Here is a 13015-nt window from a genome sequence, read left to right on the forward strand (position 1 = left end):
CATGAGAATTGCCTTGTTCGCCACCTGCATTGTGGATGCGATGTATCCGGCCACGGCGAAGGCCACCGTCAAGATTTTGGAGCGCCTGGGACACGACGTGGTGTTCCCTGAGGGCCAGGCCTGCTGCGGCCAGATGCATGTCAACAGCGGCTACCTCAAAGAAGCCGTCCCCGTGGTGGCCAACCACGTCGCCGCCTTTGACACCGCGGACTACGACGTCGCCGTCGCCCCGTCCGGTTCCTGCGTTGCCTCGGTCAAGCACCAGCACCCCATGGTGGCCCGCTCCTGCGGTGACGCCGCGCTCGAAGCCCGCGCCACCGCCGTCGGCGCCAAAACCTACGAACTGTCCGAACTGCTGGTGGACGTGCTGGGCGTGACCGACGCCGGCGCCCAGCTGGGCTCCTACTTCCCGCACCGGGTCACCTACCATCCCAGCTGCCACGGCATGCGCCTGCTGCGGCTCGGGGACAGGCAGTCCCGCCTGCTGCGGACCGTGCAGGGGATCGACCTTGCCGACCTGCCCGAGGCGGACCAGTGCTGCGGCTTCGGCGGCACGTTCTCCATGAAAAACGCCGATGTTTCCTCGGCCATGCTCCAGGACAAGGCGGCCAACGTCGAAGCCACCGGCGCCGAACTCTGCACCGGCGGGGACGCCTCCTGCCTGATGCACATCGGCGGCGGACTCTCCCGGCAGGGCAGCTCCACCACCACCCTCCACCTGGCGGAAATCCTCGCAAGCACCATGGAAGAACCGGCGTCCGTGACCGGCGAAGTCCGCGTCTCTACCGGAAAGGCCCTCCGATGACCACCTTTTTGGGAATGCCCGCGCTTCCGGCCTTCGGCTCCGGCAACCTGTTCGCCGGCGAATCCTTTCCCAAGGCGGCGCACCGCGAACTGGGCAACGCCCAGCTGCGGGCCAACCTTGGCCATGCCACGCACACCATCCGCGACAAGCGCCAGGCCGTGGTCTCCGAACTGCCCGACTGGGAGCAGCTGCGCGATGCCGGCTCCGCCATCAAGGAGTCGGTAATGGCCAGGCTGCCCGAGCTGCTGGAGGAGTTCGAGAAAAACTTCACCGCCCGCGGCGGCGTGATCCACTGGGCCCGCGACGCCAGGGAGGCCAACGAAATCGTGGCCGGACTGGTCCGGGCGACCGGTGAAACCGAAGTGGTCAAGGTCAAGTCCATGGCCACGCAGGAAATCGGGCTCAACGAGTACCTCGAGGAGCAGGGAATCGAGGCCTTCGAAACGGACCTCGCCGAGCTCATCGTCCAGCTGGACCACGACAAGCCCAGCCACATCCTGGTGCCGGCCATCCACAAGAACCGCACCGAAATCCGGGACATCTTCCTCCGCGAGATGCCCGGAGCCGATCCGGCACTCACCAACGATCCGCCCGTCCTGGCCATGGCCGCCCGCGAGCACCTGCGCCGCAAGTTCCTCACCGCCAAGGTGGCTGTGTCCGGGGCCAACTTCGCCCTCGCAGATTCCGGCACCCTGGCCGTCGTCGAATCCGAAGGCAACGGCCGCATGTGCCTCACCCTGCCGGAAACGCTGATCACGGTGATGGGCATCGAGAAGCTGCTGCCCACCTGGCAGGACCTGGAAGTGTTCATGCAGCTGCTCCCGCGGTCCTCCACCGGGGAGCGGATGAACCCGTACACCTCACTGTGGACCGGCGTCACGGAGGGTGACGGGCCGCAGAATGTGCACCTGGTGCTCCTGGACAACGGCCGCAGCGCTGCGCTCGCGGATGAAATGGGCCGCTCGGCGCTGCACTGCATCCGCTGCAGCGCCTGGATGAACGTCTGCCCCGTATACGAGCGGACGGGCGGGCACGCCTACGGCTCCACCTACCCCGGCCCCATCGGTGCCATCCTTTCCCCGCTGCTGACCGGCATCCAGGCGGAGGAAAACAGCTCCCTGCCCTACGCCTCCTCCCTGTGCGGTGCCTGCTACGACGCCTGCCCCGTGAAGATCAACATCCCCGACATCCTGGTGCACCTGCGCAGCGTGGACGTGGACAGCAAGCGCGGGACGAAGAAGGTCCCCAGCCAGATGGACGTGGGCATGAAGGCGGCCTCCTGGGCACTGTCTTCCGGCAAGCACCTCGGCCTGGTGGAGAAAGGACTGCCGCTGGGCCGGCTCGCCGCCGGACGCGACAAGAAGATCAAGAAACTGCCCGGCATCGCCGGCGGCTGGACCCAGAGCCGCGACATCCCGGCGCCCCCGGCCCAGTCCTTCCGGGACTGGTGGGCCAAGGAGCATAAGTCGCCCGCGCCGTCACGAGACGAAAAGGAAACCCAGTAATGAGTGCACGCGAAGACATCCTCTCGCGGATCCGCTCCGCGCTGCAGGACAGCCCCGAGGCGCCGCAGATCCCCCGGGAGTACCGGGCCGCATCAGGCATGGACGCCGACGGCCTCGTTGACCTCCTGGTGGACCGGCTGGTGGACTACAAGGCGCAGGTGGCCGTGGTGCCCGCCGCCGAGGTGCCGGCCACGATTGCCTCGCTCCTTGAGGGGGCGCGCAGCTACGTCGTCCCGGAAGGGCTCGACGGCGGCTGGCTGGCAGCGATGGACGACGCCGGCACCGGCGGGTCCCGCCGTCGCGTCGACTCCCCGGCGGAACCGCTCAGCGTGGCCGACCTGGACGGCACCGACGCCGTGGTGACCGGCAGCGCGGTGGCCGTGGCCGAGACGGGAACCATCATCCTGGACGGCAGCGCCAACCAGGGGCGCCGCGCCATCAGCCTGGTCCCCGACCACCACATCTGCGTGGTCAAGGCCGCGGATATTGCCGGCATCCTGCCCGAGGCGCTGGGCCGGATCGACGGGACCCGGCCCATCACCATGATCAGCGGCCCGAGTGCCACCAGCGACATCGAGCTGCAACGCGTGGAGGGGGTCCACGGCCCCCGCAGGCTGGATGTCATCATTGCCCGCTAGAGTTTTTCCATGACCACTGCTGCTCTGAACACTTCTGCCCTGCGGCCTGTCTACTTCCTCTCGGACAGTACCGGCATCACCGCGGAAACGCTGGGCAATACGCTGCTCACCCAGTTCCCGGTGGACAACTTTGACCGCGTGACCATCCCCTTCATTACCACCGAGGAGCAGGCGCGGTCCGTGGTGCGGACCATCGACGCCTTGGCCGCCACCGGGCCGCGACCGCTGGTTTTTTCCACCGCGGTGAGCAGCGAAATCCGGCAGATCCTGGCCGGATGCAAGGGCGCCATGGTGGACCTGATCGGCACCCACGTGGGAGTCCTGGAGGAGGCGCTCGGACACCCGGCCAGCGGCGAACCCGGCAGGGCGCACGGGCTGGGGAACGCCGCGCGCTACCAGTCCCGGATGGCGGCCGTGGAGTATGCCATGGAGCACGATGACGGCCAGAGCCTGCGTGCGCTGGAGAAGGCCCAGGTGATCCTGGTGGCCCCGTCCCGGTGCGGCAAGACGCCCACCACCATGTACCTGGCGCTGCAGCACGGGATCTTCGCGGCAAACTTTCCGCTGGTGGACGAGGACTTCCAGCGGGACGGGCTGCCCAAACCGCTGCGGCCTTTCGTGTCGAAGTGTTTTGGCCTGTCCTCCAACCCGCTGCGCCTGAGCCAGATCCGCACGGAACGCCGGCCCAGCTCGCCGTATGCGTCCCTGCGGCAGTGCGGGTTTGAGCTGCGCAGCGCCGAACAGCTGTATGTCTCGCACCGAATCCCGTACCTGAACTCGGCCACCGTCTCCGTGGAGGAGATGGCGGCCACCATCCTGCAGCGGATGAACCTGAAGCATTAGCCCCCGATTTCACAAACGTGGCGTAGCCCACATGATGTGGAAACTCCGCTGCAGACCTGAAACTGTTAGCAGGGTTTTCCTTCCGGCCGGCACTACCGTGAACGGCCGGCCACGCCTACGCCACCCTCTGCAAAGGAGCAGTAAACATGACGACAGACGTTCTGTGGTTCTCTGAACTCGGACTCAAGGACCTGGACAAGGTGGGCGGCAAGAACGCCTCCCTGGGCGAGATGGTCCAGAACCTGACCTCCGCCGGCGTCCAGGTCCCGGACGGCTTCGCCACCACGGCCGACGCCTACCGCCGGTTCCTGTCCGATTCCGGGCTGGACCAGAAGATCGCCGACCGGCTGGTGGGGCTGGACACCGATGATGTGACCGCCCTCGCCGCAGCCGGCCAGGAGATCCGGACCCTGGTCCGCGAGACGCCCTTCCTGCCGGACTTCGAGGCGCAGGTCCGCGAGGCTTACCAGCAGCTGGTGGACAAGCACGCCGGCTCCGAGGACCTGTCCTGGGCCGTCCGCTCCAGCGCCACCGCGGAGGATCTTCCCGATGCCTCCTTCGCCGGGCAGCAGGAGACCTTCCTGAATGTGCGCGGCATCGAGAACATCCTGCAGGCCATCAAGGACGTCTTCGCCTCGCTCTACAACGACCGCGCCATTGCCTACCGCGTGCACCACAAGTTTGAACATGCCGAGGTGGCACTCTCGGCGGGCATCCAGCGGATGGTGCGCTCCGACGTCGGCGCTTCCGGCGTCATGTTCACCATGGACACCGAATCCGGCTTCAAGGACGCCGTCTTCGTCACCTCCTCCTACGGCCTGGGCGAGGCCGTGGTGCAGGGCGCCGTGAACCCGGACGAGTTCTATGTCTACAAGCCTGCCCTGGCGGCCGGACGCCCGGCGATCCTCAAGCGTGGGCTGGGCGAGAAGGCCCTGCAGATGACGTACACCAGCAGCAGCGAGATCGGCCGCACCATCGATTTCGTGCCGGTGGAGGAGTCCCAGCGCGCCCGTTTCAGCCTCACGGACGACGACGTGGAGCAGCTTGCGCGCCACGCCGTCGCCATTGAGAAGCATTACGGCCGCCCGATGGACATCGAGTGGGGCAAGGACGGGATCGACGGCGGCCTGTACATCCTGCAGGCCCGTCCGGAGACCGTGCAGTCACGCCGGGCCCCCGGCAGCATGAGCCGGTTCCGCCTGAACGAGAGCGGCCCCGTGCTCGTGGAAGGCCGTGCCATCGGCCAGCGCATCGGCGCCGGCAAGGTCCGGATCCTCACCGCCATCGACCAGATGGCCTCCTTCCAGACCGGCGACGTGCTGGTGGCGGACATGACCGACCCTGACTGGGAACCGATCATGAAGCGCGCCTCCGCCATCGTCACCAACCGCGGCGGACGCACCTGCCACGCAGCCATCATCGCCCGCGAACTGGGGATTCCCGCCGTCGTCGGAACCGGCAACGCCACCGATACCCTGTCCGACGGCCAGGAGGTCACCGTGTCCTGCGCCGATGGCGAGACGGGCGTCATCTACCAGGGCCTGCTGGACTTCAGCGTGGAGGAAACCGGCATTACCAACCTGCCCGAAGCTCCCGTTAAGGTCATGATGAACGTGGGCACGCCGGAGCAGGCGTTCACCTTCGCGCAGCTGCCCAACCACGGCGTGGGCCTGGCCCGGCTGGAGTTCATCATCAACCGGCAGATCGGCATCCACCCCAAGGCCCTGCTGAACCTGGACAGCCAGCCGGAGGATGTGGCCGCCGAAATCCGGCAGCGCATCAGCGCCTACGCCAGCCCCCGCGAGTACTACATCAAACGGCTGGCCGAGGGCGTGGCCACCATCGCCGCCGCCTTCGCGCCGGAACCGGTGATTGTGCGCATGTCCGACTTCAAGTCCAACGAGTACGCCAACCTGATCGGCGGCCCCGCCTACGAGCCGCACGAGGAAAACCCGATGATCGGGTTCCGTGGCGCGTCCCGTTACCTGGAGCCGTCCTTCCGGGACTGCTTCGACCTTGAGTGCGAGGCGCTGTCCTTCGTCCGCAACGAGATGGGCCTGACCAACGTCAAGCTGATGATCCCGTTCGTGCGGACCCTGGACGAGGCGCAGGGCGTCATCGAACTGCTGGCCGAGAACGGGCTGCGCCGCGGCGAGAACGGCCTCGAGGTGATCATGATGTGCGAGCTGCCGTCCAACGCGCTGCTCGCCGACGAGTTCCTGGAGTACTTCGACGGCTTCTCCATCGGCTCCAACGACATGACCCAGCTGACCCTGGGCCTGGACCGGGACTCGGCGATTGTGGCCAACAGCTTCGACGAGCGGGACGCGGCCGTGAAGAAGCTGCTCAGCATGGCCATCAAGGCCTGCCGGGCGAGGGAAAAGTACGTGGGCATCTGCGGCCAAGGCCCCAGCGACCACCCCGACTTCGCCGAATGGCTGGTCAAGGAAGGCGTCAACTCCGTCTCCCTGAACCCGGACACCGTGGTGGACACCTGGATCCGGCTCGCCGGCGCGTCTGATGCTCCCGAAGCTGCCTCCAACGGCGCGGCGGTTGCCGCCGCCGGTGCAGCCTGACCTACAACCAGTAGCCCGCAGCTGCCAAGGGCGGTCCCGCCACAGCCGAAAGGCCGTGACGGGGCCGCCCTTACTGCTTGGTCCTCACTGGTTGGATGGTTCAGGGAGCAGTCCCAGCTGTCCCAGGAGTTCCATCTGGTCGAAGTAGGCGTGGTGTTCCGCGATCAGGCCTGCCTGGACCTTGGCAATGTCGCAGCTTCGCACCCGGACCTGCTTCCCGGTCGCGGGCAGGGTCCCGCCGGTGGGCAGGCCCAGCGACCCGGTGTTCGTGCCCGTCACGAAACCCTCGACGATGGCCACGTCCCCGGCCTCATGCCTTGCCGACTGCTCGTACCTGACGTCCGGCATCGCCTCCCAGAAGTGGTGGAAGTAGTCCGCGATCGCCTCGCTGCCGCTGATTTCGCCTTGGTCCGGAGTCCGGAGCACGGCGTCAGCGGCGAAGCAATCCGACAGTTCCTCAATGTCTTTTGCCGCCATGGCAGCCAATAACCGGTCCATGGCATCGCTTGCCTGTCCCATTTCAGCCTCCTTTGGTCCTTGGGATGAGTCCCCGAAACGTCGCGTCCCGCGCGGCGTCCGTGAAGGAAAAGTACGACGGCGGCACGCACCACGGCGACCCCCTCGATGGGGGTTTCGGGGTGCTGCGGGAACCCCCAAAATAGGGGATTGCTGCAATGGCGGCCGGGACGATACTGGAGGTATGTGGGAGGAGCGCGCGGAGCGTGCCCGGCGGGAGATCGCTGCCATGGCCGTCGGCGGAATGGACCTGGCGGACCTCTATGCCGCGGCGCTCGCCGTTGTGCAGCGGGCGGTGCCGTTCGAGCAGGGGTGCTGGGCCGGCGTCGACCCCGACTCGATGGCGATGACCTCCATCACCAATTGGCAGCCGTGGCCGGTGGGCGGGCACCAGTTTGAGGAGTACTTCATGCGGTTTGCCCAGTCCGAGTACACGGGCCGGGAACCCAACACGTTCGTCGAGCTGCTACGGCGCCAGCGTCCCGTCGCCAGGATTTCGGATGCGCCGCACCGGGATGTGGTCCGCAGTGTCCGGATCAACGACCTGCTCAGGCCGCTCGGCCTGGAGCATGAGCTGCGTGCCGCCTTCCGGGTGGACGAGGCGTGCTGGGGAGTGGGCAGCATCTTCCGCGAAGGCGGCCGCGACTTTTCCGACCGGGAGGTGGAGTTCCTGGGCGCGGTGACCGCAACCCTGGCTGCGGCCACCCGGGCGGTTGTCCGGGTGGGGCACCCCGCCGGGCCGGCCGCCGTCGGGCCCGTCATTGTCCTGGCCGGGCTGCACGGTGACCTGCGCGCCGCTACGCCCGCCGCCGCCTCCTGGCTGGCCGGGGTGGAGGACGTGGCGCCCGGCCGCTTCAGCCAGACGCTGTATGCGGTGGTCGCGCAGGCGCATGCCGCGGCGTCCGGCACGGCACGGGCCAGGATGCGCGATGCCGGGAACAACTGGGTGATGCTGCAGGCCAGCCGGCTGATTACCGGCGATGATCCGGAGCAGATGGTGGTCACTGTGGAACCCGCTACCACCCACGAACTCGCCGGCCTGCTGCTGATGGCGTACGGGGTGACTGCCCGCGAGCGGGACGTCTGCCTGGAGGTGCTGTCCGGAAACCCGACCGCAGAGATCGCCCGCCACCTGTTCATCTCCCGGCACACCGTGCACGACCACCTGAAGTCCGTGTTCGAAAAAGTCGGCGTTGGCAGCCGGGGGGAGTTGGTGGCCCGGCTCGTAGCCTGAAAGGCGGGGAGGTTCCATGCATGCCTTGACGGAATCGGTGCGCAGGCACCCGCTGCCGTGGTACTTCGGCGTGACCTTCTTCCTGTCCTGGGCGGCCATTGTGGTGGCCGTCCTGGCGGTCACGGGTGGCTTGTCGCCCACGCCGGAACAGTTCCAGCTCACCGTTCCCGTGACGGTGCCGGCCATGCTGCTGGGACCAGCTGCTGCCAGCCTGGTTCTGACGGGAATCGTGTCGGGACGGGCAGGGTACCGGGACCTCTGGTCGCGGCTGCGTGTCTGGCGGGTTGACCGGCGATGGTACCTCTTCGCACTGCTGGTGGCACCGGTGACGTTGGCGGTCCCCGTGCTGGTGCTGTGGCTGTTTTCCCTGGATTATGCGCCGCGGTTTGTCACGGAGCCGGATAAGGCAGGAACCATCCTGATGGCGCTCGCCATCGGTCTGGCGGCTGGATTTCTTGAGGAGGTCGGGTGGACCGGGTTTGCCATTCCCAAGGCCAGGCAGCATTACAGCGTTCTGTGGACCGGGCTGCTGGTGGGCGTGCTCTGGGGTGTCTGGCACTTCTTCGTGAGCTATTGGGGTGGCGGCGGGACAAACGGCGGGGTGCCGCTGGCAATCTTCATGTCGCTCTGGGTGGTTTCGGTGCTCGTCGGCCAGCTGACGGCCTACCGGGTGCTGATGGTCTGGGTCTACGAACATACGGGGAGTGTGCTTGTGGCGGCGTTGATGCACGCGAGCCTGGCGGCCTTCCAGTTCATCCTTAACCCGCTGACCCCCGGAGTTCCCCAGCAGGTATACCCGTGGGGCCAGGCCGCCGCAACGTGGGTGGCGGTCGCCGCCGTGGCACTGACGAGCCGCGGCGAGATGACCGGCCGCCGCCGTTTCCTGCCCATCAACGTCCGGTCACATCACAGGGCACCGCACAGGCGGAGGTAGCTTGCGGGCCGCGTGCGGTGCCGGCCGCCGCCTCCGCTTCAGGCCGCGCCGTGCTCCGCCAGGATCTGTTCGCGCAGGATGTCCGCGTGGCCGCAGTGCTGGGCCAGCTCGTGCAGCATGTGCAGGTAGACCCAGCGAAGCGGGACTGGCCCGCGTCGGTTGCCAGTCACCACGCTGTCCAGATTCAGCGGGGCGGCTGCGGCACGGGAGGCGGCGCAGGCTTCCCGATGCGCCGCCCGGACCGAATCGATCGTGTCGTCGTCGTGCAGGATGAATGACTCGTCCGGCGTGGCGGGGATGCCAATCTCGCTGCGCGGGCGGCCGGTGAAGGCTTCATCGAACCAGACCTTCTCCACGAAGGTGGCGTGCTTCACCAGTCCCAGCAGCGTGGTGCGGGAGGCGACCAGCCAGCGCCGCGCCTGCTCCTCGATCAGGCCGTCCAGGCATTCGTTGAGCGCGGCCCGGTGCTCGTCCAGGAAGAACTCGAACTGCACGCGCTCGGGTTCGTTGATGACGTCGTCCATCGAGTGGAATTGGGGTGCCATAGGCAGACCCTAGCAAGGCGGGCAGCGCCCTGGAGGCAGCCACCTCACTTTCGCCGCTCCGGCGGCCGCCGGTGCCGGTGGTGGAGCTCGTAGTGGTCGAACACGTCGGAGGAGGTGCTTCCCTCGTGGCCGAACTTCCCGCGCAGCACCTCGGCCAGGTCCTCCAACGCCGCGTAGAGCATCCGCCCGGCGAACCGAAGCTCGGCGTTGTCGCTGCCCTGGGCCTCCGACGCCAGCTGGTGGGCGTAGGCAAGCGTGGCCGGCAGCGACCCCCGTTGCTCCACCTCATGGAAGTAATAGGTCTCGTTGAAGGACAACAGGTCAATGCTCACGGAGGCCACGTTCTCCGCCATCGACTCCAACAGTCCCGCAGCGTGCCGGGCCTCCAGCGAGGCAATGCCGGACGGACCGGCTGCCTCGCGGAACAGGTTCAGCTGGTGGGCAAGCGCGCGGCGCCTGCTCAGCGCCGGGTAGGTCTGCAGGATCCAGGAGACCGTGGCGGTCAGCAGGCCAAAACCCGCAACAGCCTGGAATGCCATCACCAGCCGAAGGACCGGATGGATGGCCACGATTTCGCCGAACCCCGCGGTGGAAAGGGCCACCAGCGAAACGTAGAGCGCCTCGGCAAAGTCGGCCTGCCGGGGAATGTCCGCCGAGTAGGAGAAACCGGCCGGCAGGTGCGGAAGGTACAGCAGCGCCCAGCCCACCGCAGCCAGGGCAGCCCACGCCGCGATGACGGCTGCCATGGCCATCGGCGCGGCGACGGAGGAGGCCCCGCCCCGGACCTTCCTCGACACCCGCCAGAACACCCGCATGATGGTCCGGCCCACCGGACCGGAGCCATGCGGGTACAGCAGCGTCATGAAGACATCGGCGATCATCAGCAGAATCAGCGCTAAGCCCACCACCGTGAAAAGCACGCCTTCAAAGTCCATGCCTCATCCTAAGTGCGCAGGATGGCGCGGGAACGCCGGCCCGCTGGCTAGGCTGGCGCCATGGACTTTCGACTTCGCCAGGCCACGCCGGAGGACGCCGAGGCAGTGGTGCTCATGCAGACGCAGGCGCACGAGGAGTGCTACCCGCACCTGCTGTCGGCGGATTTCTTCGCGCGGCGCAGGGCCAGCATCCCGGAGCGGGTGGTGCGGCGGCGGACGTTCCTGGCCAGGGATGAGCCGCGGATCCTTGCCTTCGACGGCAACGACCAGCTTATGGGCTACGCGGACGCTGGCCCCGGCCGGGAGGACGACGCCCCCGAAGCGCTGGAGCTGTACTCCATCTACACCCTCCGGCGCACCTACGGAACGGGGCTGGGGGCAGCCCTGGTGAGTGCCGCCGTCGGCTCCGGCCCGGCCTACCTGTGGGTGCTGGAAAACAATCCCCGCGCCCTGGCCTTCTACCGGAAGCAGGGGTTCCGGCCGGACGGCAAGCGCAACACCCTGCCGCCCGAATGGGAGGAACTGCCCGAAGTCCGGCTGGTGCGGCGGGCGCAGCCGTAGCAGCAGGAGGCGTCGGGAGCAGCGTACGACGGCGGCAGTGCGCGCCCAACGCGAGATGACAGTTCACGGCAGTGCTTCACAGGAACATTGCTGCGAACTGCCATCTCGCGGGTTATGGACGACGGCGGGCGCCGCGTCCGTGCCGTAGGTGCGGTTGAGTTCGCGGGAAGTGAGGACGTTCGGCCTGGGTGCCGGGCAGGCCAGCCGGGGTGAGGTCAGAGCGCGGCGGCCAGGCTCCGGCCCACGGTGAGGCCGGTGAAGATGCAGCCGCCCAGGAAGGTGCCTTCAAGCGCGTTGTAGCCGTGGGCGCCGCCGCCGCCGAAGCCGGCTGCCTCACCTGCCGCGTAGAGGCCGGGAATGGCAACGCCGTCGTGCCCGAGCGCTTGGCCGAACAGGTTGGTCTGGATCCCGCCGAGGGTTTTCCGCGTGACCACATGCAGCCGCACCGCGATCAGCGGCCCCGCGGCGGGGTCCAGGATCCGGTGCGGCTTCACGGTCCGGAAGAGCCGGTCGCCCAGGTAGCGGCGGCTGTTGCGGATGCCTGCCACCTGGGCATCCTTGGAGTAGGGGTTCCGGACCTCGGCGTCGCGCTCCCCGATCTGCCGCCGGAGCTGCGCGTAGTCCAGCAGCGGCTCCTCCGTCAGCCCGTTCATCCCGCGGACCAGATCCGCCAGGTCGTCCGCCACCACGAAGTCCGCGCCGTGCTCCTTGAACGCCTCGATCGGGGCGCCGGCGCCCCGGCCCAGCCGGGTCCGGAGCAGCAGCTTGAGGTCGCGGTTGGTGATGTCCGGGTTCTGCTCGGAGCCGGAGAGGGCGAACTCCTTCTCGATGATGCGCTGGTTGAGGATGAACCAGGAATGGTCGTACTGCTGGATGTCGGCGGTGGTTCGCAGGAGGTTCAGGGTGCCCAGGGTGTCGTAGCCCGGCAGGCCGGGGGAGGGGAGCCGCCGGCCCAGCGCATCGAACCACAGGGAGGACGGGCCCGGCAGGATCCGGATGGCGTGGTCCGGCCAGATGGGGTTCCAGTTCTGGATGCCCTCCGTGTAGTGCCACATGCGGTCCCGGTTTACCAGCCGGACGCCGGACTGGTCCGCGATGTCCAGCATCCGCCCGTCCACGTGCTGCGGCACCCCGGTGACCATCTTCTGCGGCGGCGTCCCCAGCCGCTCCGGCCACCAGCGGCGCACCTGGTCATGGTTGCCGCCGATCCCGCCGGATGCGATGACCACCGCCTGCGCCTGCAGCTCGAATCCGCCAACCACCTCCCGGGTGGAGGACACCCCGCGCGGGGATGCGTCCGGTGCCAGTACCGAGCCCCGCACCCCGGTGACCGTGCCGCCGTCGTACGTTAAACCGTCCACCCGGTGCCGGAAGAAGAACCGGACGCTGCCCGACGAAGCCGCCTCGCGGGCCTTGTCAGCGAACGGCTCGGAGACGCCGGTGCCGGTGCCCCACGGGACGTGGAAGCGGGGGACTGAGTTGCCGTGGCCGCCGGCCCTGCCGTCTCCGCGCTCGGCCCAGCCCACCAGCGGCGTGAACCGGATGCCCTGCTGCTGCAGCCAGGCGCGCTTCTCCCCGGCGGCGAACTCGACGTACGCGCGGCCCCACTGGCGGGCCCACTCGTCCTCGGGAAGGCGGCCGGACAGCCGGTCCCACTGTGCCGATCCCTGCCAGTCCTGCCACGCCAGCTCGAAGGAATCCTTCACGCCCAGGCGGCGCTGCATCAGGGTGTCCACCAGGAAGAGCCCGCCCAGGGACCAGAACGCCTGCCCACCCAGGTTGGCCTCATTCTCCTGCTCCACGACGGCCACCCGCTTGCCCGCGCGGACCAGCTCGTTAACGGCCACCAGCCCCGCCAGGCCGCAGCCGATGATGATGACGTCCGCGTCCATGCGATCCCTGCCCCGGTTGTTGGTAAGTGAG

General features: G+C 68.0%; 12 protein-coding genes. 8 read left to right on the forward strand and 4 right to left on the reverse strand.

All coding sequences use genetic code 11. From position 1 onward, the window contains the following. The first annotated feature begins 1 nt into the window (after position 1). The 5 genes from LFT49_RS05410 (at position 2) to ppsA (ending at position 6367) form a co-directional block, all read left to right on the forward strand. The gene (locus LFT49_RS05410) at positions 2–805 is read left to right on the forward strand and encodes a (Fe-S)-binding protein (RefSeq protein ID WP_236821423.1); all 804 of its coding nucleotides are present in this window, start codon (positions 2–4) and stop codon (positions 803–805) included. Then, entirely contained in the window at positions 802–2310 is a 1509-nt protein-coding gene (locus LFT49_RS05415; protein ID WP_237429969.1) for a LutB/LldF family L-lactate oxidation iron-sulfur protein, read from the forward strand. Before LFT49_RS05410 ends, LFT49_RS05415 begins: the two co-directional genes overlap by 4 nt. Continuing rightward, on the forward strand, positions 2310–2948 hold the full coding sequence (locus LFT49_RS05420; protein ID WP_236821425.1) for a LutC/YkgG family protein: 639 nt from the start codon (positions 2310–2312) through the stop codon (positions 2946–2948). Before LFT49_RS05415 ends, LFT49_RS05420 begins: the two co-directional genes overlap by 1 nt. A 9-nt stretch (positions 2949–2957) precedes the next feature. After that, the gene (locus LFT49_RS05425; RefSeq protein WP_236801321.1) at positions 2958–3791 is read left to right on the forward strand and encodes a pyruvate, water dikinase regulatory protein; all 834 of its coding nucleotides are present in this window, start codon (positions 2958–2960) and stop codon (positions 3789–3791) included. Positions 3792–3937: 146 nt separating this feature from the next. Then, positions 3938–6367: a phosphoenolpyruvate synthase gene (ppsA, locus tag LFT49_RS05430; RefSeq protein ID WP_237429970.1), complete on the forward strand. Its 2430-nt coding sequence runs from the start codon at positions 3938–3940 to the stop codon at positions 6365–6367. Positions 6368–6451: 84 nt separating this feature from the next. Here the strand turns inward: ppsA and LFT49_RS05435 are convergent, their stop codons facing one another. Then, positions 6452–6886 carry an ester cyclase gene (locus LFT49_RS05435; RefSeq protein ID WP_237429971.1) on the reverse strand — a complete coding sequence of 145 codons (435 nt, stop codon included), beginning with the start codon at positions 6884–6886 and terminating at the stop codon, positions 6452–6454. Positions 6887–7067: 181 nt separating this feature from the next. Between LFT49_RS05435 and LFT49_RS05440 the strand changes: the two genes are divergently transcribed. Further along, the gene (locus LFT49_RS05440) at positions 7068–8117 is read left to right on the forward strand and encodes a helix-turn-helix transcriptional regulator (protein ID WP_237429972.1); all 1050 of its coding nucleotides are present in this window, start codon (positions 7068–7070) and stop codon (positions 8115–8117) included. Between the two features lie 16 nt (positions 8118–8133). Further along, complete coding sequence (locus LFT49_RS05445; protein WP_237429973.1) at positions 8134–9051, forward strand: CPBP family intramembrane glutamic endopeptidase; 918 nt, start codon at positions 8134–8136, stop codon at positions 9049–9051. A gap of 38 nt (positions 9052–9089) precedes the next feature. Here LFT49_RS05445 and LFT49_RS05450 read toward each other — a convergent pair whose 3' ends face one another. Further along, complete coding sequence (locus LFT49_RS05450; protein ID WP_237429974.1) at positions 9090–9596, reverse strand: DinB family protein; 507 nt, start codon at positions 9594–9596, stop codon at positions 9090–9092. 44 nt (positions 9597–9640) lie between these two features. Beyond that, on the reverse strand, positions 9641–10531 hold the full coding sequence (locus LFT49_RS05455; RefSeq protein ID WP_236821431.1) for a potassium channel family protein: 891 nt from the start codon (positions 10529–10531) through the stop codon (positions 9641–9643). A 60-nt stretch (positions 10532–10591) separates the two neighbouring features. Here LFT49_RS05455 and LFT49_RS05460 point away from each other — a divergent pair, with 60 nt between their 5' ends. After that, entirely contained in the window at positions 10592–11092 is a 501-nt protein-coding gene (locus tag LFT49_RS05460) for a GNAT family N-acetyltransferase (protein ID WP_237429975.1), read from the forward strand. 215 nt (positions 11093–11307) lie between these two features. Here the strand turns inward: LFT49_RS05460 and LFT49_RS05465 are convergent, their stop codons facing one another. After that, complete coding sequence (locus tag LFT49_RS05465; RefSeq protein WP_237429976.1) at positions 11308–12984, reverse strand: FAD-binding dehydrogenase; 1677 nt, start codon at positions 12982–12984, stop codon at positions 11308–11310. Between the last annotated feature and the right edge of the window lie 31 nt (positions 12985–13015).

Origin of the sequence: Arthrobacter sp. FW306-06-A (assembly GCF_021870055.1) — a bacterium.
Lineage (GTDB): Bacteria > Actinomycetota > Actinomycetes > Actinomycetales > Micrococcaceae > Arthrobacter.